The organism is Vibrio thalassae (assembly GCF_900089835.1).
GTDB lineage: Bacteria > Pseudomonadota > Gammaproteobacteria > Enterobacterales > Vibrionaceae > Vibrio > Vibrio thalassae.
The window spans coordinates 21,081-46,506 of sequence record NZ_OANU01000068.1 but is presented as its reverse complement, the minus strand read 5'-3'; the positions used below and the strand labels follow the sequence as shown (position 1 = coordinate 46,506).

The following is a 25,426-nucleotide window of genomic DNA, read 5'->3' as shown; positions in this document are numbered from 1 at the left end:
AAGAAGGCATACGAGATTAACGGATAATCGTTTTTGCTCAGATCTGGAGTTCAGATCTGAGCTGGTCTTGTTTAATTAGCGCCACATTACAAGGAAGCTGAAATATGAATACTAAGACGCAACAGGTTTTAGAACGATTGGAGCGATTGGGCAATGACAACGATCGTCTGCAGTCAGAGCGAGCGAAAAAGTACCTCAACATTACAAAGATACCGGGGAGTTTCTCTCAGTGCTGGTTAAAGCCACGAACGCACAACGTATCTTAGAAATTGGCACGTCAAATGGATACTCAACGATTTGGTTAGCATCATCAATCCCGAACACCGGAATGGTGCACACCATTGAAGTCAACCCTCTCAAGATAGAAGAGGCCCGTGACAACTTCGAACAAGCTCAAGTTTTGCAGAATATTACCCAATGGTCAGGCGATGTTTGTGAGTTTCTAAAGCAGACACCCGAACAGGTCGATTTCATTTTTCTCGATGCAGACAGAAGCGATTATTTGTCCATTGCTGAGCCACTGTTCTCACGCCTAAAACCAGGTGGATTGCTTGTGTGTGACAATGCCATATCTCATGCTTCAGAGCTAGAAGGGTTTGTCGCTTGGGTAGAGAGCCAGAGTAACTTAACTACGTCGTTGGTTCCTGTTGGGAAGGGGGAGTTGTTAGTCTATAAAGACAATAACCATCCTAATTAGTGCCATGTTAAAGCTTAAAACTAGTCATTAACTTATTGAAAAAATGAGCCAAATTAACGAGTATAGTCACTGTTCTTTATTCAGTCGGATACCCAGCAATGAGCATGGAGCTAAGAACCATCACGGGTGACAACTTCTACGCAATTTGTCAGCTTGAAGTCGCCCCTTATCAAACTTCACATATTGATAGCAATGCTATCTCTCTAGCGGAAGCAAATTTTATGGCGTCTCCGTGGTATAGAGCTATCTATGTCAAAGAACAACCCATTGGCTTTATTCTGGCTAACGTCGACTCACAATCCAATAGACTTTCACTGTGGCGATTTATGCTAGATAAAAACTATCAAAAGCAAGGCTTCGGTAGACAAGCTATCACTTTGCTTTATCAGGAGTTGAGACAAGAGTTTGGAACAATAGATTTGTTTACGAGTGTCGTTCGTGATGAAAAAGGGCCTAGGCACTTTTACCTAAGCTGTGGTTTTGTCGAGACTGGCACCTTAGTGGAAGGGCGCGAGATTGAGTTGGTGTTTTCTTTGGATTCGGACTGAAACCATACTGATTAGTGAAGTGTGTTTTCACTGAGGAAGTGATTATCAGCCAAGAGTTGCTATGGTTGATGGTGAAGGCAATTATCAAAGCAATTGAAGAGCTTAAACCTAAAGCGATACACATAGGCTACTGTGATGAGAATAAGGTAGCCCAACAATTCTATCAAAAACTTGGGTTTAAAGAATACGGACGATTCGATTGGGGAGATATAGCTGCAAGCATCGTTTACTGATCGTGATGGTTAAAGTTGCATCTGATTTTTGATAGGTAATATGTATTAATTGTTGGTAATTAAGTGGTGAAAACTTAGTTATCATTTTTATGCACAAAGATGCGATTGATTATCATTTGCGTGCGAGTATCATTTCTCTCAGAGACGAAAGAGGAATGATACTTATGAATGGCGCATCCATATACGCAGATGCTAATGCGGCACAAAAAGCATCATCATTTGCCAAAATAAAACGTAAGTTACTGATGTTAGGCCCGGCGTTTATTGCAGCCATTGGCTACATCGACCCAGGTAACTTCGCGACAAATATTGAATCAGGATCTTCATTTGGTTACCAACTACTTTGGGTAGTGCTTTGGGCGAACTTAATGGCGATGTTGATTCAGTATTTGTCTGCCAAGTTGGGCATCGTGACAGGTAAAAACCTTGCTGAACACTTGCGTGATTATTTACCCAATAAATGGGCGGTAGGGTTCTACTGGATTCAAGCAGAGATCATTGCCATTGCGACTGATTTAGCGGAGTTTATTGGTGCCGCTGTAGGTTTTCAATTGGTATTTGGCATCAGCTTAATGGAGGGCGCACTCATCACTAAAAAGGGCAAAAACCATTAGAAGTGGTGATTGGCTCGTTACTCATGCTTGTGGCGGTTATTTACATTGCTGAGCTTTTCTTTGCTCATCCTGTGGGCGGAGAAATGATGACAGGTTTGCTAACACCGAGCTTAACCGACTCTCGCCAAATCTATCTTGCTGCCGGCATTTTAGGGGCGACAGTAATGCCACATGTCATCTACCTTCACTCGGCTTTGTTTAAGAACAGTTATGGAGAAAGCACTAAGACTCGCCTTCGCAGTACTCGCTTTGATGTGTTAATCGCAATGGTTATTGCTGGGTTTGTGAATATTGCCATTGTGGCGATGGCAGCGGCGGTATTCCACTATTCAGGTAACCAGCATGTCGCCGAAATTGAAACCGCTTATATGACATTAACACCTTTAGTTGGTAAAGCCGCATCGGTCTTGTTTGGAGTGTCATTAATTGCTTCGGGTTTATCTTCTACCGTAGTGGGGACTATGGCAGGTCAAGTGGTGATGCAAGGCTTTGTGTGTTTTTCCATTCCGATGTGGGTACGTCGCTTTATCACTATGGCGCCATCTTTTGTCGTCATCGGCTTAGGGATGAACACAACCGATATTCTAGTGATGAGCCAAGTGGTATTAAGTTTTGGTATCGCGCTCGCCATTATCCCACTACTTATCTTCACTAACAGTGAACGCTTAATGGGAGAATTTAAGAACAATAAATGGGTGTCTTACGCGGGTATGGTGATAGTCACTTTGGTTCTTGCTTTGAATGCGTATTTGATGTTTACGCTTGCTGCTTGAGTATTAGTTTTTGTCGATAGAACGGAAGCCATTTGGCTTCCGTTTTTGCTTTTTGGCGAACAAGTATTTTCAAGGGCAAAGTTATGTTAGAAATTCGACAATATCCTGATTAACCGATTGATTATCAGACGCTAATTGCTGAATATGTATAAAACATACCAATCGATAATATATGGTCAGTGCCCTGGTTTGCAGCTTACCAAGGAGAAACCATTGGAAAAAGTGCTGATTAGCTCATGTTTACTGGGCAATAAGGTTCGCTACAATGCAAGTGGCTTATCGGTGGCAAAACAAGACTTAGCATGGCTCAAATCGCATGTCGAATTAATAGCAATGTGTCCTGAAGTCTATGCTGGTCTGTCGATACCTAGAGCCCCAGCGGAAATCATTTTAGGGCAAGGTGCTGAGGTGATTGATGGTAAAGCGGTTGTCATGACCAATGATGGTCATGAGGTCACAGCAGCGTTTTTACTCGGTGCCGAATTGACGCTTCAAATGTGCCAAAAGCAGGGTATTCGCTATGTCGTCCTCGCAGAAGGAAGCCCGTCATGTGGTAGTTTACAGATTTACGATGGCACCTTTACTGGGGTTAAAAAAACCGGTAAAGGAGTGACGACTGCTACATTACTCCAGCATGGGATTCAGGTTTTTAGTCAACATTCGATTGCCAATCTCAAACAAGAGTTGCAAGCATAGCAACGAACGACACGGATGGAAGAACATGGATAAAGACGTTATAGGTAAAGCCTTAGCTAACATTAGAGCTAAATCCAATAACGGAATGCCGACAGAGACTTATCGTGTCACCATCAATTTCCACCCTGATAGATATACTTCAAAAGGGCAACCTCTTTTGCTCTCCATTGCGAAAGATGGTGAGCTGAAATCTCAGTTTGAAACCAAGACAAGTAATGGCGGTTTGACCGCTTTTGAGGGTGGAGACCGCTGGCTATGGGAACAGAAAGTGTTTGATGGTGCGTATGATTTGGCCCCCATGCGCCATAGACCCAAATACGGTGCAGTGAATTTTCGCCACTATTCTGAAGGGGCTGCGCCGAGATTTGGATCGGCATTTTTTACGTTAAAACCCCACGTGTTAAAACGAACAACCTATTGTTATCCCGATAGCTTTTTCGAGCCAGACGATTTTGCTGTAACAGAAACACTAACGACACTAATTGATAAAGCGCGGTTGTCGTCGACCGATAGACTGGATGACTACATTGAGGCACACATTCACGGCACACTCTCGCTGAAAGATGATGTGGAATGTGTGGTGTTAGACCCAATTTTTCGCGCAACAGTGATTGAACAATATGCACTTGAATTAGGGGTTCCTATTCAATGGCATAACGGCTATGAACTGTCTATTGAAACCATGAGGCAATACCTCGATTATCGAGGTATGCCATTTGTCGAACTCGCTCAAGAGCTAGCGCAAGATGGAATAATCAATGCGCAGCTACTAGGTTTAGCAGTAACGAGTAAGCGTTATGACGAGCAAGACATTAAGAAAATCTGGCACTACTTGGCTCGATTTGGCTATCGGGTTTAAGCCAGTAACACTTTTAAACATGTAATTCTAATAATCGAGAAAACGCTATGAAGATTGTGAAAGTTGATAGTTCCAACATGCAAGTGTATGCCAATCTCTACCAAGGGTATGCCGCGGAATTTTCGCGAATCATTGATGACAAACCGGATGCCAACGGCCTGTTTGAGATTTATCCGAAAATAGAGAACACGGTCACCGGTTATTTACTGTACATAGATGGTATTCCTGCCGCTTTAACAGCAATCGAAGAGAAAGCCCCAAGTGCGTTTGAAATCTGTTATTTTTATGTACTGCCTTGTTTTCGTAAAAACAAAGTAGGTAAGCAGTTCATTACTCAGCTATTTGTTCAGCTTCAAGGCAGTTGGGAAATTAAACAAGTGGCTGGGGCTGAGCATGCGGTAAGTTTTTGGCGAGACGTTGTTGGCGATTATACGTCCGATAATTATCAGGAAGATAAATATCAAGACCATAAATGGGGTTTAGTCACCAGACAGCGTTTTGAGCATAACTAACACAACCAATAGGGTGCTTAAGTGACGACATTGAGATTTCGTGTTTTTGGTCAAGCCATGTCTGTGGCTAGAGAGCAGGGTGAATGGGTGTTGTATCGAGAATCGCATACTGGCATCAAAGCACGAATCTATGATGTGGTGATCCCGTCAGATCTGAAACAAGACGAATTAGCGACATATTTAGATGACATTTATCATGAGATGGCGAGCGATAAGCATCCGTCGGTGGAAACGTTATAAGCGATGAATAGTGGTTAAAGCGTGTGACTACAGACAGAGCGTTGATTCTTTCTTGTTGAGAATCAACGCTTATTTTTTAAGAGTTTAGAATGGAATCCGCTAGATTAACTGCGTCATCAAGGCGCTCTTTGTCACTTAGGCGTCCTAAGCTTGCAGGAGCAAGGACATTGGTATAAAGCGCAATTTGTTTGTTAAAGGGAAGTTCAAGTTGCTCGTAGAGAGCCTGACGGATTTGTGCATGTTGTTCCGGGGCATGATCAGCGAGACGAATTAAAGTATCGTAAATAAGAGTTTTCGTAGTATCCATGGTTCATTGTTTTGTTTGTCGCTTTGGGGGACTCTAAGTTTAGCCTTTTTTGTAGCAGAATCTCTGTGATGCAGATCGATGTTGTAATTTAAATGCAAAAATACGTGCATGGTTGCGCACGAATCGTGCGGCTAGTTATCAAAATAAGACGGCACACTAAATGTCGAGATTGACGATGTCTCGACGACCATTTTGCGCAAGGTTTGCTGTATAAGCATCGCTTTCAATCACCAGCAAATAGGTATCCAAAATTTAGGTATCAAGCCAAGTTTTTGTCCAATGAACTGGGGTCAGTCGTATATTCTGATTAAGAACAGAGCAATGAGGTGCGCGAGGCCATGTCTTTTCTTGAGCGCCTGTTCGGTATTGACTACAATAAGCCACTTTTTAAATACACTAGGTCATAATAATGAGCGATAACAACGCAAAGCCAGCTTTACCGGATCACCTATCAGGTAACCCACGTAGCCCACACCACGTAGCTGAGTGTTTTGAGCACCAGATCGGTATTCGCTTAAATGGTAAAGAGCGTACTGATGTTGAAGAATATTGCATCAGCGAAGGTTGGGTGAAAATCCCTTCACCTAAAGCACTGGATCGCCGTGGTCAACCTATGCTGATCAAACTAAAAGGTACAGTGGAAGCGTACTACGTATAATTCGCTAAGCACTTACTATCCATTCAACACATGGAGACTGTCTCAATAGTCTTTGTGTGTTGATGTTTCACTCTCTCAGCTCTTTAGCTGTTCTTTATTCCCCTCCTATTAACCCTTTGACAGTTCGTGTTGAATGTTCCTTTTAAAGTCTGATAACTTATTTTATCTACATCTGGTTTGACCCAAGTGTTCTAATAAAATGTCAAGAAACAAGCATTCATCGATCATTGGAGCGACTATTCTGAAAAGAAGCACGTTGTTGAAGCGACCGATGTAGTGCACACCATGGCATTGATTAACAAGGATCTGTTACCCAGTATGAATACTGTCATCTAACAATGAATTAATAAAAGAGCGATTTCTCTTTGCTCTCACTATCGCGATAGGACTTGGTAAGTTGCAAGCTAATAATTGTCCGATTAGTTGACTAAGGTAGTATAAATTAAAAATTTGATATCCATTCAAAAATTAAAGCTCTTCTATTTATCATTTCGTTAATAAATAGAAGAGCTTTAATTTGTGTTGGTATGTTTTCAATAATATAAACCCCTATATAATTCGTAAATAACTGAGAAATGTTTCGATATTTATATAAAATCTCGCTCGGTTTATCTCCATTTCAAAAATAAAATGATGTCCGTTGTCAAGTAATGTAATGCAACGAAAGTAATCTTTACCCATGACCACAAAATTTATCATGACATTTGTTGAGTGAATAACGTTGGTAAGTACTATTCATCCCGCATCCCTCTGCATAGAGATTTGTTCTGCAAATCTAACTTATAAATAGTGATAAATGTCACAACATATGGATTGAAAGATGAAAAAGACTATCTTGGCTATTCTTGTAGGTTCGGTTATCACCCTTTCTGGTTGCAACACTTCAGACTCGACAGAAACATTACCCCCAACTGACGTTAGCAATTTTGTTGACGTATTAGATAGAGTGGGTAATCCGGATCGAATGAAAGACCGTGATGCACAAAGTAACTTAAGCTATAACGCATTTACAGATTTAGGTGCGTGGCATGGTCACTTATTACCAAGCGATGATTCAGCAATAGGATCTGCTGGTGGTATTATGATTGTCGATCAAGAGTACTCAAGTTATATCGCCAATGAGAATTTTGATAAGCTGGCGGTAATAGATGCTGATAGTGGCCAAGAAATTAATTTCTCCTCTGCCGACGTTAATGCTTTTTCCACACCTGATGCCTTACATCAAGTGATCGAAAATGACGAATTTAAAATCGTGTTGACGACTCGTTTTGGTACTAACCGTACATCCCTTATTGAAACTCAAATCACGAATAACACAGGCCAATTTCGAAATCTTAATTTGGTATGGACCGGAGAATTCTTAAAAGACTTTGAAACAATAGGCGATAACGTTGCCGCTACTTCGGTTTACAAAGCGCTTAATCCGGTAGACGGGGGTATCTCGCTAACGTTTAACAAAACGGCTTCTTGGAAAGGTTTAAAGACCGAGGATGGCGCTCAATTTAGTATCACGCGTTCTATCGACAATGCCACGACAGCGGTTAACGATTATAGCTACCGTTCCGAGGGCGAGATTACTATTGCCGCAAATGGCAATGCGACGTTCTACAACGCTTATTCTTATGTACATAATCCAACGGAAGCCCTTCAAGAGGCGAGTAACGTTAATACGTTATTGCAACAGAGGTCATCGGTGATGAGCGCGTCTAAAGATCGTTGGAATGAGTATTTAGCACACGGTCTGACGAACCAATCTGCGACAAAAGCCGAGAGTAACGTAGCGGTAAAAGCGATGATGACCCTAAACGGCAACTGGCGCTCACCAGCGGGTGTAGTTCAGCATGGAACGGTGACACCATCGGTTACCGCACCGTGGTTCTCTGGTAACAATACATGGCCTTGGGATACATGGAAGCACACTTATGCGATGGCACACTTTAACCCAGATGTGGCGATGGATAACATTCGTACCGTATTTCAATTTCAGGTAAAGAATGATGATCCGATACGACCTCAAGATGCTGGTTATCTGTTGGATGTTATTAACTACTCTTTGCCACAAGACCGAATTGACTCCGGTTATTACGACGGTAAATACGACATTCCGTCGGCGGCGCAAAATGCACCGTCAATGAACTGGAACGAGCGTAATACTAAACCTTCGCTTGCAGCTTGGGCGGTGATGGAAATCTACCATTCGTTAAATAATGAGTTTGACCGTGCGAATGACGCACAGGCGTGGATCGATGAAATGTATCCAAAGTTGGTAGCGTACCATGACTGGTGGCTATCAAATCGTGACCATAATACCAACGGTGTTCCGGAATATGGAGCGGCGGTGGATCCTTCTCACAACACCAACGATGGACATATGTACATCAAAGTTTGGACCGAGTTAGGCGATGACCTAAAAGCCTTGGTTGGTGCCGGCAATGTGAAACAGATAGATGAGAATGGTGCGTCCAAGCAGTATCAAGTGATCGGTGTAGATTCATACAACAAGGTATTAGACAACTATGAAGAACTCGCGATCACGGGTTATAGCAACGGCTCGCAAACGGCGACCTCATGGGAGTCTGGCATGGATGATGCCGCTCGCTTTGGTTTTATTTACGATTTAGCGAAAACCAATTCACGCGATTACATCACTACGGTTCCAGAAGCGACGGAATATGACCAATTAGGTCGTTATGCACAACAGCATTATGGTTTTAACAATGACATCACAGGTTCAGCAGAAAACTGGGTTTATACAGATACCTCTGAGCAAAATATGATGAAGTTACGTGACGCCCGTAAAGATTGGCAGGTACGTTTTGGTGAAAACCATGACAGCGGCACGCAGTTAGTTGGCTTCTCTATGCTTCAAGAGTCGGTAGACCAAGCGTCTTACATGTATAGTGACAATAAATATTTGTCTGAGATGGCTGGTTTAGTATCTGACGGTGTAGAAGGAAAAGAGCGTGGTCAAGAGTTTGTTGAACATGCTGAGTTTATCAAAGACTACATCAATACTTGTATGTTTGACGATGCCACTTCGTTCTACTACGACATTCGATTGGTGGACAAAGACGGTAACAGCTTCCTAGACTCGTCTGGCAACCCTGTTGCGGGTGTGGATCTAAAGCAAGTGAGTACGCCGTACCAAGGCAAAACAGTTTACTGTGCTGGTGTTGTGCTAAAAGAACGTGGACAAGCTCCTGACGGTTGGTCACCACTATTTAACGGTGCAGCGACGCAAGCTCATGCAGATCAAGTAATGGATGTGATGCTTGATGTAAATAAATTTGATAGTTCTACAGAGTATCAAGGACAAGGCGTGTCATTAGGCACCGCGAGTCGTGATAACCCGGCTTATGGCGCAGATATTTATTGGCGTGGACGAGTATGGTTGGATCAGTTCTACTTCGGACTTCAAGCTCTTGAGAAATATGGGCGCCACAACGATGCGGTTCGTATCGCTGACGATTTGTTCCAAAACGGCGCAGGCTTTGGCAGCGATGGTTCGATTCGAGAAAATTACAACCCAGAAACGGGGGCAGTTCAAGGTGCAAGTAACTTCAGTTGGTCAGCCGCGCATACTTACATGATGTACCGCAACTTCTACGGTAAGTAGCTGAGTTAGCTCGGTAAGTTCTAATAAAAGAAAACGCCTGATGAGACCATCAGGCGTTGTTTGTTGAAATGTAGTATATCAAAAACCTTCGTCATTTCCTTGAAAAAGGAAATCTCCGCTAGCGCATCGCAAGCTCAATTTACTTAACGTGCTTACCACGTTTGGTTTTCTACGCGTTGTAGAAGGTCCTCATTTTCATGAGGATCACGGACGTAAGGCAGTAAGACAGTAAGGCGTCGTTATGTAGGTGATGGGTTATTAATACCCACTACCGACCACTTAAACACAACATTGCCTCAAGAACACCGCCTGCAACCGCACGCGCTTTATCAGAAATCGTGCAGTGGTCAACACTTTCACCACGCGGATCGACATCGCCCACCTTAAAGCCTTGATGCACACTCAATCCGTTGTTGAGTAAGCCTCTCACTTTACCGCTCAATGGCGCGTAGACGACCATGTCATCGACTTTCGCGATAGGTTGTCCTTCTTCAACCAAATCGCCAAGTTTTACTTCAGCAGTAAAGATACCTACACCAGGTGCTCTAATTACCCGTTGCTCTGTATAACCTAGAATGCTACCTGGTATACCTGAATTAGGCTGACATGGACCGTCGTAAATTACTCGACCGAGTTGATGTCCACGATTGGTTTCTATTGCTGCGTGGCAGTCTTCACCAGCGGTAAAGCCAGGGCCTAAAGCGATGGTTACTGGTGCCATTCCTTTGTGTGTGCCAAGGTTCTTTTTCGCAAGAATGGCATCAACGACAAAATCAGGCTTGATAGCCTCGGCGAGTTTTTCTGTTTCGTCGACAAACACAGGAATCTTGCCTTTTTCTAACAATCGGCAGGCTTTATCAAAAGACTGAACTTTTTCTGCCGTAATGCCTTCTACCGTGACAGGTTTGCCGTAGAGGCATTGGCCGAATGAAACCGTGCAGCGAATCATTGTTGGCTTCTCAATATCACTCATGACTACTTTAAAGCCGGAATTGTGCAATCTCGCAGCGACTCCAGTTGCGATATCACCCGCACCGCGTACTAGCACCAGTTTTTGATTAAAGCTACCAACGCTTTCTTTCAATTTGGCCCCTGAAGCGCCATTTTTCGCGTTAAGTACTTCAGCCAAAATACTGATGGCGATTTCTTCTGGTGTTTCAGCGCCAATATCAAAGCCGATAGGAGAGTGGATATGATCGATTTCTTCTTGGCTGGTGCCTAATTCGCGTAAGCCTTGGAATAGCGTTTGTACTTTTCTGCGGCTGGCCATTAAACCTGTATACGTGGTCTTTTTCTGGGCGATTGCGTTGATAGCGTCTTGATCTTGGTGGTTGGTGGCGATAATCACGTAGCTATCTGGTGTGATATCAAGAGAGTCAATGGCACTGAGCATGGTGTCGCCTAGTACTCGATGAGTGCCTTGGGGGAAATGCTCCTCTGCTAAGCTTCCTTCATAAGCATCGACAACAGTAATATCGAATCCTAATGGAGCGGCGGCTTGGGCAACTGCTCTGTTTACATGACCAGCCCCAATTAGGTAAAGGCGAGGGCGAGAGCCATAAACATCAATTGAAAGCGTCATTGCGCCGCCACAATCCATACCCATCGCTTCAGGGCCGGTACGCGTCATTCGTCCAGTAACGACGCGAGGTTTGTTTTCTTTTATTGCTTCAATAGCTTGCTCAATAACGTAGCGTTCTATCATCCCACCACCAATAGTGCCGTGAATTTGTCCGCTTTGTTCTACGAGCATGGTTCCAGTATGACGAGGAGAAGAGCCTTTTGTTTCAATGATATTGGCAAACGCAAATGGTGTATTGGTTTGCTCTAACTGTGCTGCCTTGGCGAAAATGTTCATCCAAACTACCTTTGTGTAGATGCTATAGAGTCCGATTGAAAATGTGGTGGATTGGGTTATCTGTCGTCATTTGTGTTATCGCGAGTTGAGCGAGTTGAGGTTCTTCATCAAATATCTGCTTGGCCATTTCAGTTAGTTGTGCTTTATCTCTGGCTAAATCGATTCTATTGATGACCCATATTTTTTGTTGTTGCTCACTGCATCCTTTAAACAGACCTTGGTCGCTATGCACTAGTGCTTGAATTTGATTTTTCCCGATGACTGACCCTTCGTTGCATTTCGTTAACATACTGAATTCATTCCAACGATGAATGGCTTCAGGATTAGCCGGGTTAAGTATCGGATCTGCACCAGTGACACCAATTACCACATCACTATGGTTAGGAAAGCAAGGCTCGTGCCTAGCAGGTGCCTTAAGAGGAAGTCGGTGTGAACCATCGGCTTCGACGATAAAAACAGAGTACAGTTGCTGACGTTTTAGGGATTCAATCTGCTCGTTAGAGAGGCCTCGAACTTTCACTTTTGCATCGTTGTCGTTTGGGCACAAACGTTCGCTATAAACAAAAGCAATACCAGTTGATGGTAATGGTGAATGGGAGGCAAAGTCAGTGACTTGATTCAGCTCTGGTGCATTAGGAAAATACATCTTGGTGGTTGTCGTAACACATACATTGTGCCCGAATTGCTGGTATTCATTAGCAAGCCGATACAATAGTTGTGTTTTTCCTCCGCCACCCACCAAGGAAATAGTTATAGGTTCACGGGTACTGGTGGCTCTTGAAATTAATGAATGTGCAAACTCGGAAAAAGAATTATTTGACGACATTGGCATATTTACCCAATTCAATAGATTAAAATACAAAAAACTCAATTCGAATTTCGTATGATAAAAAATAAAAATAACATTGACTGTGTGATTCCAGCAGCCGGATTATCGTCTCGAATGGGATGCTGGAAATTAACTCTACCTTATAAAGACAATACGATCTTAGAGCAAAGTATCACAAATGCGTTGTCATTCTGTACTCGTGTGATTTTAGTGGTTGGGCATAGAGAAGACGAGTTGATTGAGCAGTTTCAAGACAACAAAAAGGTCACCATTGTACGAAACCAACATTACCGCTCAGGTATGTTTTCTTCACTTCAATTAGGCATTAATGAGGTCGACACGGAGTTCTTCTATATCAGCCATGGTGATATGCCTTGTATCGAAAAGGAAATTTATAAAAATCTTTGGGAACATAAGGTTACTGGCACGTTATTCCCCGGTGAACCACGTGCAACAGGCCACCCTGTGTTGATACATACGGCAAGCTTTAAGGCTCAACGAGACCAGGGGAACTTTGACTCGATGAAGTCGATTCTAAAACTAGGAGAGATGGCATACCTTAGACTTTGCGACCCAACTATTCATTTAGATGTAGATACTCCCGAAGCCTACCAAAAACTGCTTAAGTTAACGCAATCAATGTATTAACTATCAACTTGATAAAATAGTATCGAAAGTATCAATTTGATATTCATCTATCACCTAATAATGAATAATTAATTTGTTAATTGATGGTTAAAGTCAATGACAATAAATAACACTTGGCTAGTCTATGTAGTTTAATTTGATATTGAAAATCACGATCTATATCGCAAATTCTTTCAATATTAGACCGAGCTCACGAATACTAAATAACAAAGTAAGCATTGGCTTAAATGTTGCCTTTCACCTAGTAACAGTTGTTCTGTAATTCAATCTAATCAATGCTAAAAGGCGAAGAATATGAATATTAAATACCTCACGCCGGACACCGTGAGTGCAGCGTTGGAGCTTAAAGCTAACCATGGAAGTGAAGCGGTGTGGTTTGCCGGAGGGTCTAAATTAAACGCAGCACCGACTCGCAGTGATGCAGGTGTTTTTGTCGCAATCGACAAACTGGGTTTGGACTATATTAAACTCGATGGTAACACCCTCACTTTGGGTGCTATGAGCCGAATTCAAGATCTTGTCGACAGTGAGTTAGTCCCCGCCAATATCAAGCAAGCGGCGGGTTTCATCTATTCCAGACATTTAAGAAATCAATCTACGATTGGTGGCGAAATAGCCGCTCACCAATGCGAAGCACCTATGGCTCCGGTGCTACTGGCGCTTAACGCCATGGTTCGATTTGCCGACGATAAGCAGATTGAATTAGAGGCGTACCTTCAATCTCCTGTCGATGACTTGATTAAAGAGATTGTGATTCCAGACATTACACTCACGGCGTTAAGTAAACGTGTTGCAAGAAGTGCAGATGGTTTACGCGTTGTCAATGCGTCGGTTTCTGTGGATAAGCATGGGAAACAGATCGTCGCTATGGAAGGGGTGACCACTCGTTTTGATCAAATTGCCACGCCAATAAGACTGCGTGATGTGGAAGGTCTGACATTTAGTGGTGACGAGCTCGAACAAGCGATTAAAAATTCAATTCATGCTGTGGACGATATTTGTGGTAGCGCTGAGTATAAAACCTACCTAACTGCCATCGTGATCTCAGACCTACTAATTGAATGCCGCGAATTGGCGAAGGGGGTAGCGTAATGTCTATTCAATTTAATCTTAATGGCCGACCTGAAACGGCGCATTGCGCACCAGAAACCAACGTTCAAACACTATTGCATTCTATGGGACTGCATTCGGTTCGAAATAGTGATGATGGTTGGGGTTTTGCTGGCTCAGATGTGGTGTTGTTCAACGGTAAACTCATTAATGCGTCGCTACTTATTGCTGCTCAGTTGGAAGGTGCTGAGGTCAAAACGGCAGAAGCGCTGTCTTCTTGGAATCAACTCAGCTTAGTTCAGCAAGCGATGATCGATGTCGGCGTCGTTCAGTCGGGATATAACGACCCAGCCTTGGCATTACTGTTGTCCGATTTGTTGGAGCGTATTCAACAGCCCACACGTGAAGAGATCGACGATGCCTTGTCTGGTTTGTTTAGCCGTGATGCAGGTTATCAGCAATTCTATGAAGTGGTTGAATTAGTCGTTAAACGCAAAGCTGATCCTCAATATTCAGAGATGTTCGCGCCAGAGTTTAGAGATGATTTGGACATCGTTGGTAAGAACTGTCCAAAAATCGACTCGGCAAAAATGGTGCAAGCCAAGCCTTGCTACGTAGAAGACCGCATTCCTGCCAATGCATGTGTCATTAAAATGCTACGCAGTCCACACGCTCACGCATGGATCACGCATTTAGACGTGTCTAAAGCAGAAGCACTGCCTGGGGTGGTGAGTGTTATTACTTATCGTAACTGCCCAGATGTCCCATATACACCAGGTGGTCAAAGCGCGCCCGAGCCTTCTCCGTTGGACCGACGTATGTTCGGTCAAAAAATGCGCCACGTAGGTGACCGTGTTGCTGCTGTCGTTGCCGAATCTGTGGACATTGCTAACCAAGCGCTAACACTTATCGATGTTGAGTACGACGTACTCAAACCGGTAATGAGTATCGATGAAGCGCGTGCGCCAGATGCTCCTATTGTTCATAACGAACCTATCGAATATGGAGTAGGGGCACCAGACGACTTGGAGCAACAAAATGCGAATGCTGACCCTCGTGAAGGTAAGTTGATCGTTAACTTCCCAATTGGCTGTGAGCCAAGAAAAAACATTGCTGCTGGGGTACGTGGACATATTGGCGATCTAGACAAAGGCTTTGCAGAAGCCGACGTGATTATTGAACGTACCTATGAGTCAAAGCAGGTACAGCAATTGCCTGTTGAAACGCATATTTGTTACAGCTACATGGATGGCGATCGCATCATTATGCATGACTCTACACAAGTGCCTTGGCACGTGCGTCGCCAAGTTGCCAAGATCTTGAATGTGAAACAGAACAAAGTTCACATCGTCAAAGAGCGTGTTGGTGGCGGTTACGGTTCAAAACAAGACATCCTTCTTGAAGACGTGTGTGCTTGGGCAACTTATACCACGAGGCGTCCGGTCTATTTCCACCATACTCGTGAAGAAGAGTTCATTTGTAACTCGACTCGTCACGTTGCAAAAGTCACGCTAAAACTAGGGGCAACGAAAGACGGTAAGCTAACCGCTATCGATATGGAGTTTCTTGCGAACACCGGTCCTTACGGTAACCACGCATTGACGGTTCCTTCGAATGGTCCTGCTTTGTCGCTGCCACTTTATCCTTGTGACAACGTTGATTTCCGAGTTACTACCTACTATTCGAATATCTGTCCAACAGGGGCTTATCAAGGCTATGGCGCGCCAAAAGGTAACTATGCATTGACCATGGCGATGGCAGAATTGGCTGATGAACTGGGTATCGATCATCTCGATATGATTGAGAAAAACAGAGTTGTTGAAGGCCAAGAATTGAAGATCCTGGGTGCGATTGGCGAAGGCAAAATGCCAACGACTACGCCTAAGGTACATAGCTGTGCGTTAGAAGCGATCCTTCGTGAAGGTCGCAAACTCATCGAGTGGGACTCACCAAAAGAACATCAAGGTGATTGGAAAGTCGGTCGTGGTGTGGCGATTATTCAGCAAAAATCAGGCATTCCAGACATCGACCAAGCGAACTGCAGCATTAAAATGGCCTCTGACGGTACCTTTATCGTGCACTCAGGAGGCGCAGACATTGGTACTGGACTAGACACCGTGATCGCGAAGCTCACAGCAGAAGTGCTTAAGTGCCCGCTAGACGAGATAACAATTCACTCTGGCGATACTGATCATGCTCCGTTTGATAAAGGCGCGTACGCCTCTTCGGGCACATGTTTCTCCGGTAACGCGGCAAAACGTGCCGCCGAAGCTATGCGCGAAAAAATCTTGAAATACGGCGCAGAGATGCTTGAAGAGCCTGTAGAGAACGTTGAGATTGTCGCTCCAGGTTTAGTGAAAGGTCCATCGGGCCAAGTCACCTTCTTCGATATTGCCCATAAAGCAGAAAGTGGCACTGGCTGGGGTCAACTCTTAGCGTCGGGCTGCTTTACTACGGCTGAGTTTGCCTTCCCTTACGGGGCGAACTTCGCTGAAGTTGCGGTCAATACGAGAACGGGTGAAATCCGCCTTGATAAGTTCCATGCCTTGCTTGATTGCGGTACGCCAGTGAACCCTGATTTAGCGCTTGGTCAAATCTATGGTGCGAGTATGCGCGCTATTGGTCATAGCTTGTTTGAAGAGCTTATTTATGACGATAACGGTGTACCAATCAATACCGACCTTAAGAGCTACGGTGCGCCGAAGATCGGTGATATCCCTAGAGACTTCAAAGCAGTATTGGTACCAAGTGATGATCCAGTTGGACCGTACGGTGCCAAATCTATCTCTGAAATTGGGGTAAACGGTGCTGCGCCAGCAATCGCAACTGCAATTCATGATGCATGCGGCGTTTGGCTACGCGAATGGCATTTTACTCCAGAGAAAATTCTTAAAGGTCTCAATAAATTATAACAAACAGTGCGGTAGCGGAGACCAAAAAACGCTACCGCATATTTATTCCAAATAACGGGAAGCAATGCCTCTGTTAGTTAGCAAAGTAGTGAATAGGGGCGTTAAGGTCGAGGTAATTATGCAATATACCCAATCAATTAAGGCTATTAGGGCTTCAATACTTGATATCACCAAAGTGGTTGATAAGCCCGAAGATATCGAACAGCACGTACGTTTTATTGAAGATGGACTTCTTCTTGTTGACCAAGGTCGTATCGAGTGGGTCGGCGAGTGGGAAGAAGGCAAAGATAAAGTCCCAGACTCAGTACGTATTCGTTTTTATCCAGGCAAAATTGTCATGCCAGGATTTATTGATACCCATATTCATTACCCACAAGCAGAAATGGTTGGCGCGTATGGTGAACAGCTACTTGAATGGCTTAACAACTATACGTTCCCAACAGAAGCGCGCTATAAAGACAGAGACTACTCCAAGGAGATGTCTAAGTTCTTTATTAAGCAGTTGCTTCGAAATGGCACGACAACAGGCATGGTATTCGGAACGGTTCATCCAGAGTCTGTAGATGCATTGTTCTCTGAAGCAAACAAACTCAATATGAGAATCGTCGCGGGTAAGGTCATGATGGACCGCAACGCGCCAGATTACTTACTAGACACACCGGAGACAAGTTACAACCAAACAAAAACACTGATTGAGAAATGGCATAAAAAGGACCGTCTGCTTTACGCGATTACCCCAAGATTTGCACCCACTTCCACACCGGAACAGTTGGAAATGGCGCATAAGTTAAGAGAGGAATACCCAGATACGTATATTCATACGCATTTGTCAGAAAACACGAACGAAATTGCTTGGGTTAAAGAACTTTTCCCTGAACAAGACGGTTATTTAGATGTTTATCACCATTATGGCCTGACTGGATCAAAGAGTGTATTCGCACATTGTGTTCATCTAGAGGACCAAGAGTGGGACTGCATACAAGAAACGGATTCAGCTATCGCGTTTTGTCCAACTTCCAACCTGTATTTAGGCAGTGGCCTGTTCAAAATGCAGGAGGCGTGGAAACGAAACGTGAAAGTAGGTATCGGGACGGATATCGGCGCAGGAACCACTTTTAATATGATGCAAACGTTGAACGAAGCGTACAAAGTTGCTCAATTGCAGCAACAAAAGCTATCTGCGTTTGAAGCATTATATTTGGCGACATTAGGTGGGGCGAAAGCGCTCTCTCTAGATCACCTATTGGGCAACTTTGAGGTTGGCAAAGAGGCTGACTTTGTTGTGATTGATCCTTGCGCGACACCGCTACAGCAACTTCGATACGACAACTCTTCTGAACTTATTGAAAAACTGTTTGTGCTCATGACCCTCGGCGACGATAGAAGTATTTATCGTACCTACGTTGACGGGTGTTTGGTTTATGAGCGCAGCTGATTTTATGGCAAATATAGCAAATACAGCAGATGCATTGGTCTCAATACAAGGGATGACCAAGACTTAATGAAAAGGAATATAACATGTCCGAAAATATCTCAAATCAGCAAAGTACGATGGAGATTGCTGAAGATAAACCCGCGTCTACCAGCAATAGTTGGGTCGACAATTACTTCTTAATCTCACAACGTGGTAGTAATTTTAGGCAAGAGTTAATTGCTGGGCTTACTACCTTCTTAGCTATGGTTTACTCAGTGATCGTAGTACCAAGCATGCTTGGTGTTGCTGGGTTCGATCAAGGCTCCGTCTTTATCGCTACCTGTTTGGTTGCGGCATTTGGTTCACTGCTCATGGGCTTTTGGGCTAACTTGCCGATGGCTATTGGTTGTGCGATATCCCTAACCGCCTTTACCGCTTTCAGCTTGGTGCTCGGGCAAGGAATATCTATACCTGTTGCGCTGGGAGCGGTCTTTTTAATGGGTGTGGTCTTTACTGCGATTACCGTTACAGGGGTAAGGCAGTGGATCCTAACAAACCTACCTTTTGGTATTGCACACGGTACGGGTATTGGTATCGGTTTGTTCTTGCTACTTATCGCAGCGAATGGTGTTGGACTTGTGGTGAAAAACCCAGTGGAAGGTCTACCTGTTAGCTTGGGTGAGTTTACATCGTTCCCAGTAATCATGTCAGTACTTGGTTTAGCCGCGATTTTCGGCTTAGAGAAGCGTCGTGTTCCTGGAGGCATTTTACTGGTTATTGTTGCGATTTCTGTGCTAGGTCTGATGTTTGACCCAAGCGTTAAATTCCAAGGTGTATTCGCCATGCCATCGTTTGGTTCAGGTGAAAGCTCACTACTTGGTTCAATGGACATTATGGGTGCATTAAGTCCACTTGTTCTACCAAGTGTATTAGCCTTGGTTATGACAGCGATTTTTGATGCGACTGGTACGATTCGTGCGGTAGCGGGACAAGCTAATCTACTCGATAAAGATGGTAACATCATCAACGGTGGTAAAGCACTGACGTCAGACTCAGTCAGTAGTATTTTCTCTGGTTTTGTTGGTGGTGCGCCAGCTGCGGTTTATATCGAATCTGCAGCAGGTACTGCAGCTGGTGGTAAAACAGGTCTGACAGCCGTTGTGGTAGGTGGTTTGTTCCTATTGCTACTGTTCCTTGCTCCATTGAGCTACCTTGTTCCTTCTTACGCTACTGCACCTGCGCTGATGTATGTAGGTTTATTGATGATGAGTAACGTCAGCAAGCTTAATCTCGATGACTCTGTTGATGCGTTATCAGGTCTTGTTTGTGCGGTATTCATCGTACTAACTGGTAACATCGTGACAGGTATCATGCTTGGTTTCCTAACACTAGTATGTGGCCGTGTAGTATCAGGCGAATGGAAAAAACTTAACGTTGGTACTGTGTTGATTACTATCGTATTGGTGGTGTTCTACGCGGGCGGTTGGGCGATTTAAGACGCATGTCGATGAGCTCGATGAACGTGATTATTAGTATATAAAAGCAAGGGCACCTCGAATCACTTTCGTGGTGCCCTTATTGTTGGTTGTAAGGGGATAGATATGGACCTAATGGATCGTATAGCAGAACTGTGGAAACACGAGCGACCCGAGCTAGATACAGAGCCAATGGTTCTAATTGGACGATTAATGAGTGTCAGTAAATGCGCAGAACAAGAGCTGGCGACGTTATGTCGCAAATACAGTTTAAAAACGGGTGAGTTTGATGTGTTGGCTTCACTGTTGCGTTCATCGGCACCTTACCGTCTGACTCCCAGTGAATTGACGCAGTCGCTAATGTTGACCTCGGGCGCTATGACTCATCGTTTAGATCGCTTGGAAAGTAAAAAGCTGATTGCCAGATACCATTCAAATTGTGACAGACGTTGCGTCGTGGTTCAGCTTACCCAAACAGGCTATGACATTGCAAGTGCGCTTATTGATGCCCATGTAGACAAACAAAAACAGCTGGTGTCAGGGCTGACGTTGGAGCAAAGACAGCGGACGAGTGCACAGCTAAAAGTTTGGTTAGAACATGTTGAACAAGGGAACCACTCAGAGACTCAGCTAGACGAAAATGTACTGCAAAGGCAACGCAAAGCCAAAGCGATAGATCAAGCCTATCAGCCAGAAATGGTATTAGAAAATTAAACGCAAACTAGACACTAAATATGAGAATAATAAGCTATCAATATGATAGCTTTTTTATTGTTATGATAGATGGAATTAGTAAAACTCTCGACCTGACTATCACGAAAAATAGTATTAAATAAGATTACACTTTAATCAAATTAATAACCATTCTCAATAGGCGTTATTATCAGACCTCTGTCACGAAATAGCAGTTAATTTGTCTTCATGTTAAGTATTTAGACAACCTTGGCTTAGTGATTGCTCTTATCTCATTAATTCATTTACACAGAAGTACAAACGAATTAATAAAGGAGTGTTACCATGGGAGATATCATGCGCCCAATTCCATTCACTGAGCTGCTTGAACGCATGTTTGGTGAGTATCATCAAAGCAAATCGATTTTCGGTATCCCAGAAAAGCAGTTCTATAAAAAACAGACTAACCAACACCTCTCAGTATGGGGTGAAAACTGCGAAACCCCTGTTGGACCAGCGGCTGGCCCACATACTCAATTAGCTCAGAACATCGTTACATCATGGCTTGCAGGTGGTCGTTTCATGGAGCTTAAGACGGTTCAAAAGTTAGACCGTCTTGAAATTGCTAAACCATGTATCGACGCAGAAGATGAGTGTTTTAATACCGAATGGTCAACTGAGTTTACGTTACATAAAGCTTACGATGAATATTTGAAAGCTTGGTTTGCGCTGCATCTACTAGAGTCAGTATTTGATAGTAAAGCGGCTAAGCAAGCGAAATCGTTTATTTTTAATATGAGTGTTGGCTATGACCTTGATGGTATTTTGACCGAGCCAATGCAAGAGTATATTGATAATATGCTCGATTCTTCTAAGCATCCAAAGTTTGCACAATATTCAACAGAGCTAAAAGACTTTATTGCTAATAATAAACTGTTGAATAGCAGAACATCAGAAGCAGAACTTCAGCAGTTATTCGAAATGGTGGATGATATTCCAGTGAGTCTAACCGAAGGGGTGACGCTCTCAACTATGCACGGTTGCCCGCCGAATGAAATCGAAGCGATATGCCGATATATGCTCGAAGATAAAGGGATTAATACGTTTGTTAAGTTGAACCCAACGCTACTTGGCTATGATCGCGTGCGCGGTATTCTTGATCAAACGGGGTTTGATTATGTGTCACTGAGTAAAGAAGCGTTTCCCCATGACTTGCAAATGCAAGACGCGAAAGCCATGTTGCATCGCTTAGTGAAACTGGGCAAAGAGAAAAACATCGGCTTTGGTGTCAAACTCACTAACACGCTAGGCACACTAAATAACAAAGGACGTTTACCAGACAAAGAAATGTACATGTCTGGCCGCGCTCTGTTCCCTCTATCTATCAATGTGGCTTTGGAACTATCCCGCGAATTTAATGGCACACTACCTATTTCTTATTCGGGTGGTGCGAGCAAGTTCAACATTAGAGAGATCTTTGAAACAGGTATTCGACCAATCACGATGGCGACAGACTTGCTTAAACCTGGTGGCTACTTGCGTTTAGCAGATTGTGCGAAAGAGCTTGAAGCCAGTACCGATTGGGCAATACGCGGGGTTAACCTAGAGCGCTTGGAAAAACTGGCTGAAAAATCTTTGTGCGCAGAGTACACGCAAAAAGAGTGGCGTGGTCCTGAAGAAATTACCGTCGAACAGCCAGTGCCATTAACAGATTGCTATGTCGCACCTTGTGTCACGGCATGTCCGATCAGTCAAGACATTCCTGAATACTTACGTTTAATGGGACAACAAAAGTACACCGAAGCACTGGAAGTGATTTACGCGCGCAACGCATTACCTTCTATCACAGGTCATATTTGCGATCACCAATGCCAATATAACTGTACGCGTCGCGATTACGAAGGTGCATTGAACATTCGTGAAATGAAGAAAATTGCGTTAGATAAAGGTTGGGATGGTTATCAGTCTAAATGGCATCATCCCAATTTGGATACAACCAAGCAGTCTGTCGCTGTTATTGGTGCCGGTCCAGCAGGTCTATCAGCGGCGTACTTTATCGCTCGTGCTGGCCATCCGGTGAAAATCTTCGAGAAAGAAAAGAGCGCAGGTGGTGTGGTGAAACACATTATTCCTCAGTTCCGAATCCCTGAGAAGGCGATCAGACACGATATCGAATTCGTTGAAGCGCACGGGGTCGAATTTGAGTATGGCGCGAATCCGGATATTACGATCGATCAACTGAAAGAGCAGGGTTATCAATACATCTGTCTAGGTATCGGTGCCGATAAGGGTAACCCAATCCAATTAGCGGGCGACAATAACAATATCTACAAGTCTCTAGATTTCTTACGTCGTTACAACGATGGCGAAGCGTTAGCCCTAGGTGACCATGTCGTAGTGGTGGGTGCAGGTAACACCGCAATGGACAGTGCCCGTGCCGCGCTTAAAGTCAAAGGAGTTGAGAAAGTTACGGTGCTGTATCGTCGTACTGAAGCGGAAATGCCTGCGTACAAAGAAGAGTATGACGAAGCGGTAGAAGATGGCGTGAACTTTATGTTCTTGACCAACCCTGAAGAATTCCACCAAGACGGCACCATTATAGCGCGTGTTATGACCTTGGGAGAGCCTGATGAGAAGGGTCGCCGACGTCCAATGGCAACGGATGACACGGTCACGCTAAAAGCCAGTGCCGTGATCACCGCGGTAGGTGAGCAAGCTAACCGTGATGTGTTAACTCGTATTGGTGTGCCAATGGGCGAAGACGGTTGGCCAGCAGTGAATAAGGAAACCTGCGAAACTCAAGTGGAGAATGTGTTCTTGCTCGGTGACGCGCAAACTGGTCCATCGTCAATTGTTTCTGCTATATCAGGTGGCCGTAAAGCCGCATCGGCCATTATCGAACGTGAACTTCAATCAGAGACCTTGGCAAAAGTTCAATCTTCAGTCACAGCGGCGGAAGTATATCGTAAGAAAGGCGAAATCAAAGTTGCGCTTCTGGAAGCGAACAAGCTTGAAGAAGATGACCGCAATGAGTTCGTTAAACAGGAAGCAGAGCGTTGCCTAGAATGTTCTTATGTATGTAGCAAGTGTGTGGATGTTTGTCCTAACCGCGCCAACATGTCGCTACCGATTCCTGGCTTCAAAGATCAATATCAGACACTCCATCTTGATGCGTACTGTAACGAATGTGGTAACTGTGCTCAGTTCTGCCCTTGGGACAGCAAACCATATAAAGACAAGTTTACTCTGTTTAGCCTAAAAGAGGATTTTGACTCAAGCACTAACCCAGGCTTCTTAGTACAAGGCGAGACATTATGGCTAAGAGCACAAGGGGAAGTCGCAACCTATCCGATTAGTTCAAATGGTCAAATTGAGTTGCCAGAAACGTTAGCTGATGAAGCCACTATTATTCAGTACGTTCTATCGAACCACAAATACTTGCTTGGCGCTGTAGAAGTGTAAAAGGAGAACAGAATTATGTTGATAATTAAAAACGCAACAGCAGTACAGATGGAGCCGGCCTTTATTAAGGAGGGCATTGATATTGCGATCGAAAACGATCTTATCGTTGAGGTCGGCGAGTCTCTAAGTGCCAAGTATCCCAATGCTGAAGTGAAGGACTTTACCGGTAAGTTGGTGATGCCGGGGATCGTCTGTTCACATAACCATTTCTATTCTGGACTGGCACGCGGCATTATGGCGGACATCAAACCGAGCCCAGATTTCATCTCTATCCTGAAAAACCTGTGGTGGCGAATGGATCGAGCATTGGATGAGGAAGCGTTGTATTACAGTGGTTTGATTTGCTCTTTAGAAGCGATTCGTCACGGTTGTACATCGGTTATCGACCATCACGCCTCACCGAGTTACATCGAAGGGTCATTGGCGACGCTTCGTAAGGGCTTTTTGAAAGCTGGGCTTCGCGGTATGACGTGTTTTGAAACCACACACCGTAACGGCGGCGTTGAAGAAATGGCGGCAGGTGTGGAAGAGAACATTCGCTTTGCACAACTTGTCGATGCAGAAAAAGAGCGTGGGGTTGAACCTTATTTGGTTGAAGCTCATATCGGTGCTCACGCTCCGTTTACGGTGTCGAATAAAGGCATGGCAATGCTCTCGGAAGCGGTGAAAGCAACCGGACGCGGTTTACACATCCACGTGGCTGAAGACCGCTATGACGTAACACACAGTCATCACCATTACGACCAAGACATTGTGGAACGCCTCGATAGCTTTGGTTTAATAGACAGTAAAACGTTACTTGCTCATGGACTCTTCCTGTCCGAGAAAGACATTAGTATCTTGAACAAACATGATGGTTTCTTGGTTCACAATGCACGTTCAAATATGAACAACAACGTAGGTTATAGCCATCAGTTACGTCAGTTCAAAAATGTCGCGATTGGTACCGATGGTATTGGTGCTGATATGTTTGAAGAGCTTAAATTTGCATTCTTTAAACATCGTGATGCAGGTGGTCAAATGTGGCCTGATAGCTTTATGCGTCATCTATGGAACGGTAATGAGATTCTCGGTCGTAACTTTGGTGCTAAGTTTGGTCGTTTGGAAGCAGGATATAAAGCGGATCTAACGATTCTTGATTATACCTCGCCAACACCATTGGTCGCTGACAACCTACCAGGTCACTTTGCATTCGCTCTTAACGCGAGTAACGTCAATAGTGTGATGGTCGAAGGTAAGTTCTCTTACTTAAACCGTGAGTTCCCATTCGATGTCGAGCCTATCTACAAAGAGGCGAGGGAAGTGGCGACTCGCTTATGGAAAGATATGGATAATCTTGATTAACCGGTTCGC

The 25,426-nt window shown here is 44.1% G+C and carries 18 protein-coding genes and 2 pseudogenes; 17 read left to right on the top strand and 3 right to left on the bottom strand.

All coding sequences use genetic code 11. The annotated features are described in order from the left end of the window. Positions 1-229 precede the first annotated feature (229 nt). From VTH8203_RS16915 to VTH8203_RS16880, 7 genes and pseudogenes are all read left to right on the top strand, one after another. Positions 230-697, top strand: coding sequence for an O-methyltransferase (locus tag VTH8203_RS16915; protein ID WP_306346043.1), 468 nt, complete (start codon positions 230-232; stop codon positions 695-697). Positions 698-795: 98 nt separating this feature from the next. Continuing rightward, positions 796-1,245 (top strand): GNAT family N-acetyltransferase, encoded by a 450-nt coding sequence (locus VTH8203_RS16910; protein ID WP_096994720.1) that lies wholly within the window; start codon positions 796-798, stop codon positions 1,243-1,245. A gap of 397 nt (positions 1,246-1,642) precedes the next feature. Further along, positions 1,643-2,865: pseudogene (locus VTH8203_RS16900) on the top strand (Nramp family divalent metal transporter). A gap of 222 nt (positions 2,866-3,087) precedes the next feature. Further along, a complete protein-coding gene (locus tag VTH8203_RS16895) occupies positions 3,088-3,561 on the top strand; it encodes a 2-thiouracil desulfurase family protein (RefSeq protein WP_244181243.1) in 474 nt (157 codons plus the stop codon). A gap of 25 nt (positions 3,562-3,586) precedes the next feature. Next, a complete protein-coding gene (locus tag VTH8203_RS16890) occupies positions 3,587-4,420 on the top strand; it encodes a DUF3626 domain-containing protein (RefSeq protein WP_096994718.1) in 834 nt (277 codons plus the stop codon). A 47-nt stretch (positions 4,421-4,467) separates the two neighbouring features. Then, the gene (locus VTH8203_RS16885; protein WP_096994717.1) at positions 4,468-4,932 is read left to right on the top strand and encodes a GNAT family N-acetyltransferase; all 465 of its coding nucleotides are present in this window, start codon (positions 4,468-4,470) and stop codon (positions 4,930-4,932) included. Between the two features lie 21 nt (positions 4,933-4,953). Next, complete coding sequence (locus VTH8203_RS16880; protein ID WP_244181242.1) at positions 4,954-5,172, top strand: DUF7661 family protein; 219 nt, start codon at positions 4,954-4,956, stop codon at positions 5,170-5,172. Between the two features lie 76 nt (positions 5,173-5,248). On the opposite strand, the gene VTH8203_RS16875 is transcribed toward VTH8203_RS16880, so the two are convergent. Continuing rightward, positions 5,249-5,479: a PAS factor family protein gene (locus VTH8203_RS16875; RefSeq protein ID WP_096994716.1), complete on the bottom strand. Its 231-nt coding sequence runs from the start codon at positions 5,477-5,479 to the stop codon at positions 5,249-5,251. 409 nt (positions 5,480-5,888) lie between these two features. Between VTH8203_RS16875 and VTH8203_RS16870 the strand changes: the two genes are divergently transcribed. Continuing rightward, a complete protein-coding gene (locus VTH8203_RS16870; RefSeq protein WP_096994715.1) occupies positions 5,889-6,137 on the top strand; it encodes a DUF3297 family protein in 249 nt (82 codons plus the stop codon). 820 nt (positions 6,138-6,957) lie between these two features. Then, positions 6,958-9,753, top strand: a complete 2,796-nt coding sequence (ygjK, locus tag VTH8203_RS16865) for an alpha-glucosidase (protein WP_096994714.1) — start codon at positions 6,958-6,960, stop codon at positions 9,751-9,753. A gap of 268 nt (positions 9,754-10,021) precedes the next feature. On the opposite strand, the gene yqeB is transcribed toward ygjK, so the two are convergent. Both yqeB and yqeC read right to left on the bottom strand, forming a co-directional pair. Then, positions 10,022-11,611, bottom strand: a complete 1,590-nt coding sequence (gene yqeB / locus VTH8203_RS16860) for a selenium-dependent molybdenum cofactor biosynthesis protein YqeB (RefSeq protein ID WP_096994713.1) — start codon at positions 11,609-11,611, stop codon at positions 10,022-10,024. 22 nt (positions 11,612-11,633) lie between these two features. After that, a complete protein-coding gene (gene yqeC, locus VTH8203_RS16855; RefSeq protein WP_158296174.1) occupies positions 11,634-12,437 on the bottom strand; it encodes a selenium cofactor biosynthesis protein YqeC in 804 nt (267 codons plus the stop codon). 57 nt (positions 12,438-12,494) lie between these two features. Here yqeC and VTH8203_RS16850 point away from each other — a divergent pair, with 57 nt between their 5' ends. From VTH8203_RS16850 to ssnA, 8 genes and pseudogenes are all read left to right on the top strand, one after another. Continuing rightward, positions 12,495-13,088, top strand: a complete 594-nt coding sequence (locus VTH8203_RS16850) for an NTP transferase domain-containing protein (protein WP_096994711.1) — start codon at positions 12,495-12,497, stop codon at positions 13,086-13,088. A 294-nt stretch (positions 13,089-13,382) separates the two neighbouring features. After that, the gene (ygfM, locus tag VTH8203_RS16845) at positions 13,383-14,180 is read left to right on the top strand and encodes a molybdopterin-dependent oxidoreductase FAD-binding subunit (protein ID WP_096994710.1); all 798 of its coding nucleotides are present in this window, start codon (positions 13,383-13,385) and stop codon (positions 14,178-14,180) included. Further along, a complete protein-coding gene (locus VTH8203_RS16840; RefSeq protein ID WP_096994709.1) occupies positions 14,180-17,050 on the top strand; it encodes a molybdopterin-dependent oxidoreductase Mo/Fe-S-binding subunit in 2,871 nt (956 codons plus the stop codon). Before ygfM ends, VTH8203_RS16840 begins: the two co-directional genes overlap by 1 nt. A 118-nt stretch (positions 17,051-17,168) precedes the next feature. Beyond that, complete coding sequence (gene guaD, locus VTH8203_RS16835; protein WP_038223055.1) at positions 17,169-18,485, top strand: guanine deaminase; 1,317 nt, start codon at positions 17,169-17,171, stop codon at positions 18,483-18,485. A gap of 116 nt (positions 18,486-18,601) precedes the next feature. Continuing rightward, positions 18,602-19,960, top strand: coding sequence for an NCS2 family permease (locus VTH8203_RS16830; protein WP_096994722.1), 1,359 nt, complete (start codon positions 18,602-18,604; stop codon positions 19,958-19,960). A gap of 105 nt (positions 19,961-20,065) precedes the next feature. After that, positions 20,066-20,545: pseudogene (locus VTH8203_RS16825) on the top strand (MarR family winged helix-turn-helix transcriptional regulator); the annotation flags it as partial. Positions 20,546-20,956: 411 nt separating this feature from the next. Beyond that, positions 20,957-24,073 carry a putative selenate reductase subunit YgfK gene (gene ygfK, locus VTH8203_RS16820; protein ID WP_096994707.1) on the top strand — a complete coding sequence of 1,039 codons (3,117 nt, stop codon included), beginning with the start codon at positions 20,957-20,959 and terminating at the stop codon, positions 24,071-24,073. Positions 24,074-24,088: 15 nt separating this feature from the next. Next, entirely contained in the window at positions 24,089-25,417 is a 1,329-nt protein-coding gene (gene ssnA, locus VTH8203_RS16815) for a putative aminohydrolase SsnA (RefSeq protein ID WP_096994706.1), read from the top strand. Positions 25,418-25,426 lie beyond the last annotated feature (9 nt).

What these genes read in the sequence shown, in the direction of transcription:
- VTH8203_RS16910 (WP_096994720.1), top strand. Translation starts at nt 796, where the DNA reads ATGAGCATGGAGCTAAGAACCATCACGGGTGACAACTTCTACGCAATT.
- VTH8203_RS16890 (WP_096994718.1), top strand. Translation starts at nt 3,587, where the DNA reads ATGGATAAAGACGTTATAGGTAAAGCCTTAGCTAACATTAGAGCTAAA.
- VTH8203_RS16885 (WP_096994717.1), top strand. Translation starts at nt 4,468, where the DNA reads ATGAAGATTGTGAAAGTTGATAGTTCCAACATGCAAGTGTATGCCAAT.
- VTH8203_RS16875 (WP_096994716.1), bottom strand. Translation starts at nt 5,479, where the DNA reads ATGGATACTACGAAAACTCTTATTTACGATACTTTAATTCGTCTCGCT.
- VTH8203_RS16870 (WP_096994715.1), top strand. Translation starts at nt 5,889, where the DNA reads ATGAGCGATAACAACGCAAAGCCAGCTTTACCGGATCACCTATCAGGT.
- ygjK (WP_096994714.1), top strand. Translation starts at nt 6,958, where the DNA reads ATGAAAAAGACTATCTTGGCTATTCTTGTAGGTTCGGTTATCACCCTT.
- yqeB (WP_096994713.1), bottom strand. Translation starts at nt 11,611, where the DNA reads ATGAACATTTTCGCCAAGGCAGCACAGTTAGAGCAAACCAATACACCA.
- yqeC (WP_158296174.1), bottom strand. Translation starts at nt 12,437, where the DNA reads ATGTCGTCAAATAATTCTTTTTCCGAGTTTGCACATTCATTAATTTCA.
- VTH8203_RS16850 (WP_096994711.1), top strand. Translation starts at nt 12,495, where the DNA reads ATGATAAAAAATAAAAATAACATTGACTGTGTGATTCCAGCAGCCGGA.
- ygfM (WP_096994710.1), top strand. Translation starts at nt 13,383, where the DNA reads ATGAATATTAAATACCTCACGCCGGACACCGTGAGTGCAGCGTTGGAG.
- VTH8203_RS16840 (WP_096994709.1), top strand. Translation starts at nt 14,180, where the DNA reads ATGTCTATTCAATTTAATCTTAATGGCCGACCTGAAACGGCGCATTGC.
- guaD (WP_038223055.1), top strand. Translation starts at nt 17,169, where the DNA reads ATGCAATATACCCAATCAATTAAGGCTATTAGGGCTTCAATACTTGAT.
- VTH8203_RS16830 (WP_096994722.1), top strand. Translation starts at nt 18,602, where the DNA reads ATGGAGATTGCTGAAGATAAACCCGCGTCTACCAGCAATAGTTGGGTC.
- ygfK (WP_096994707.1), top strand. Translation starts at nt 20,957, where the DNA reads ATGGGAGATATCATGCGCCCAATTCCATTCACTGAGCTGCTTGAACGC.
- ssnA (WP_096994706.1), top strand. Translation starts at nt 24,089, where the DNA reads ATGTTGATAATTAAAAACGCAACAGCAGTACAGATGGAGCCGGCCTTT.